The following is a 2,802-nucleotide window of genomic DNA, read 5'->3' as shown; positions in this document are numbered from 1 at the left end:
GGAAGGCGACGTTCATGTCGCGCGCGAGGAGGCCGAGAGCGATCGCGAGCACGCCGATGCCGACCGAGGCGACGCGCGCCACCGCCACCTCGCTGCGCGGCTCGCCCCGGCCGCGCCGCAGGGACGTGTAGAGGTCGTGGGCCACGGACGCGGAGGACGCCAGGGTGATACCGGCGACCACCGCGAGAATGGTGGCGAAGGCGATGGCGCCGACGACCGCGAACAGAACCGTTCCGCCGGTGGAGTCGGCACCGCCGCCGAGGTCTAGGGCGAGAAGCGGGACCGCCGTGTTCCCGGCCGCGTTCGACCCGCGGATCGACCCCGGCCCCACGATCGCCGCCGCGCCGAAACCCAGGACGATCGTCATCAGGTAGAAACCGCCGATGAGCCCGATCGACCAGAGCACCGAACGCCGGGCCGCGCGCGCCGTGGGCACGGTGTAGAAGCGGGAGAGGATGTGCGGCAGCCCCGCCGTGCCGAGGACCAGGGCGAGCCCGAGGCTGATGAAGTCGAGGCGGGCGGTCCAGTCCGCCCCGTACTTCAGCCCCGGGGCCAGGAACGCGTCACCGTGGCCGCTGCGCTCGGCCGCCGTCAGCAGCAACCTGTCCACGTCGCCGTGGAACCGCAGCAGGACGAGGACGGTCAGCGCGACCGTGCCGCCGAGCAGCAGCACCGCCTTCACGATCTGGATCCAGGTCGTGGCCCGCATCCCGCCCATCGACACATAGACGACCATGAGCGCCCCGACACCGACGATGGTCCACACCCGTGCCGCCTGGCTCGTCCCCCCGAGCAGCAGCGCCACCAGGCTCCCCGCACCCACCATCTGGGCCACCAGATAGAGAACGGACACGGTGACCGAGGACGTTCCCGCCGCGACCCGCACCGGCCGCTCGCTCATCCGCGCCACGATCACGTCCGCGAGGGTGAACCGCCCGCAGTTGCGGACCAGTTCGGCGACGAGGAACAGCACCAGCAGCCAGGCCACGAGGAAGCCGACCACATACAGCAGCCCGTCGTAGCCGAACAGTGCGATGAGCCCGGTGACGCCGAGGAAGGACGCCGCCGACATGTAGTCCCCGGCGATGGCAAAACCATTCTCCATCGGGGAGAACAGCCGCCCCCCGACATAGAACTCCTCCGCCGAGCCCCGGCGGTTGCGACTCACCCACGTCGTGATGCCCAGCGTGACGGCGACGAACCCGCTGAACAGCAGTATCGCCAGCGTCTGGTGATGGCCGGTCACGACGCACCGCCCTCGGCCGAGCGGGTCAGCTCCTGGGTGTCCCAGCGCAGTTCGAGCGCGGCCCGGTCCCTGCGCAGCCGCGCATGCCGTGCATAGGCCCAGGCCAGCAGGAAGGTGGTGAGGAACTGTCCGAGTCCCGCGAGCATCGCGACGTTCACAGCGCCCGCCACCGGCCGCGCCATCAGCCCCGGCGCGGTCGTGGCCGTCACGACGTAGGTCACGTACCAGGCGAGGAAGACGAGGACTCCCGGCACCACGAACCTGCGGTAGCGGCGGCGCACTTCCTGGAACGCCGCACTGCGCTGCACCTCGAGGTAGACGTCGGCCGCCGCTGCCGCCCGCGCCTCCCCCGCCCGGCGCGCGGGCTCGGCCGCGGGTACACCGGCTCCGGCCGGCTCGCCCCAGCCGGAGGCGAGCACGTCGTACCACGGATCGTCGTACCTCATCCCCCCGGGCACCGTGGCGTGCGCCTGGTCATGGCCGGCGCGGTGTTCGGCGGAACGTTCGGCGCCGGCCCCACTGCCGCGGGGGCGGCCGTTGCTTGACTGCATGCCCAAGGATGGACAGAACGGGAAGATCCCTGACTTCTCTTCCCTGTCCTCTTCACCCCATCAGGTGACTCAACCCGCTGGTGGGCGAGCGATTCCCTTCGCGTAGGCGTAACGCACCGCCTGCGCCCGGTCCCTGAGGCCGGTCTTGGTGAAGATGTTGTTGATGTGGGTCTTCACGGTCGCCGTGGACACGTGCAGCCTGCGCCCGATCTGGGTGTTGTTCAGCCCTTCCGAGATCAGCACCAGCACCTCGATCTCCCGTGCGGTCAGCCCGTCCGGCGGCTCGGCGGGGGCCGTCGGACGCGGCTCGGGCTCCGACAGCCGCTCCAGCAGACGCCGTTGGATGCTCGGGGACAGCCCCGCGTCCCCGGACAGCACACTGTGCACGGCCCGTACGATCTCGTCGCCTCCCGCGTCCTTGGTGAGATACCCCCGCGCTCCCGCGCGCAGGGCCGGGAACAGCGACTCGTCGTCGGCGAACGTCGTGAGCACCACGACCTGCGTACCGGGGTGCTCCTCGCGAATGCGCCGGGTAGCCTCCACGCCGTCGCACCGCGGCATGCGCAGATCCATCAGCACCACGTCGGGGGCGAGTTCGGCGACGAGCTTCACCGCTTCCTCCCCGTCCCCCGCCGAACCGACGACCTCGATGCCCGGCAGCAGGCCCAGCAGCATCACGATGCCCTCACGGACCACGGTCTGGTCGTCCGCGACCACCACCCGCGCGGTCGTGCTCCGCGCCTGGTCCCCTTCCGTCATACGGGCACCTTCAGCGTCACCACGAACCCCTCCTCGTCCGGCCCGGCCTCCAGCGAGCCGCCCAGCAGCTCGGCACGCTCGCGCATGCCCAGCAGACCGTACCCGGCGCCCGCCCCGGTCAGGTCACCCGGCGGGCCGCCCGAGTCCCGCACGTCCAGCGTCACTTGGTGGTCGTCGTACTCCAGTCGTATGCGCACCTTGGCCCCCGCCGCGTGTTTGCGCACGTTCGTCAGGGCTTCCTGGGCG

The 2,802-nt window shown here is 71.1% G+C and carries 4 protein-coding genes; all 4 read right to left on the bottom strand.

Annotated elements, in window-relative coordinates; genetic code table 11:
- A partial coding sequence (locus tag M8J74_RS43935) for a solute symporter family protein (protein ID WP_249841743.1) occupies window positions 1-1,246 on the bottom strand: 1,246 nt, incomplete at its 3' end.
- Entirely contained in the window at window positions 1,243-1,797 is a 555-nt protein-coding gene (locus M8J74_RS43930) for a DUF485 domain-containing protein (RefSeq protein ID WP_249841742.1), read from the bottom strand. The genes M8J74_RS43935 and M8J74_RS43930, both read right to left, overlap by 4 nt.
- Window positions 1,798-1,866: 69 nt before the next feature.
- Window positions 1,867-2,556 (bottom strand): response regulator transcription factor, encoded by a 690-nt coding sequence (locus M8J74_RS43925; protein ID WP_249841741.1) that lies wholly within the window; start codon window positions 2,554-2,556, stop codon window positions 1,867-1,869.
- Window positions 2,553-2,802: ATP-binding protein (locus M8J74_RS43920; RefSeq protein ID WP_372500439.1), on the bottom strand; the 250-nt coding region annotated here is incomplete at its 5' end. The genes M8J74_RS43920 and M8J74_RS43925, both read right to left, overlap by 4 nt.

Origin of the sequence: Streptomyces panaciradicis (assembly GCF_023516615.1) — a bacterium.
In the GTDB taxonomy this organism is placed as follows: Bacteria; Actinomycetota; Actinomycetes; order Streptomycetales; family Streptomycetaceae; genus Streptomyces; species Streptomyces panaciradicis.
Note: the sequence above shows the minus strand (reverse complement) of the source record. Positions and strands in the feature narration are given on the sequence as shown.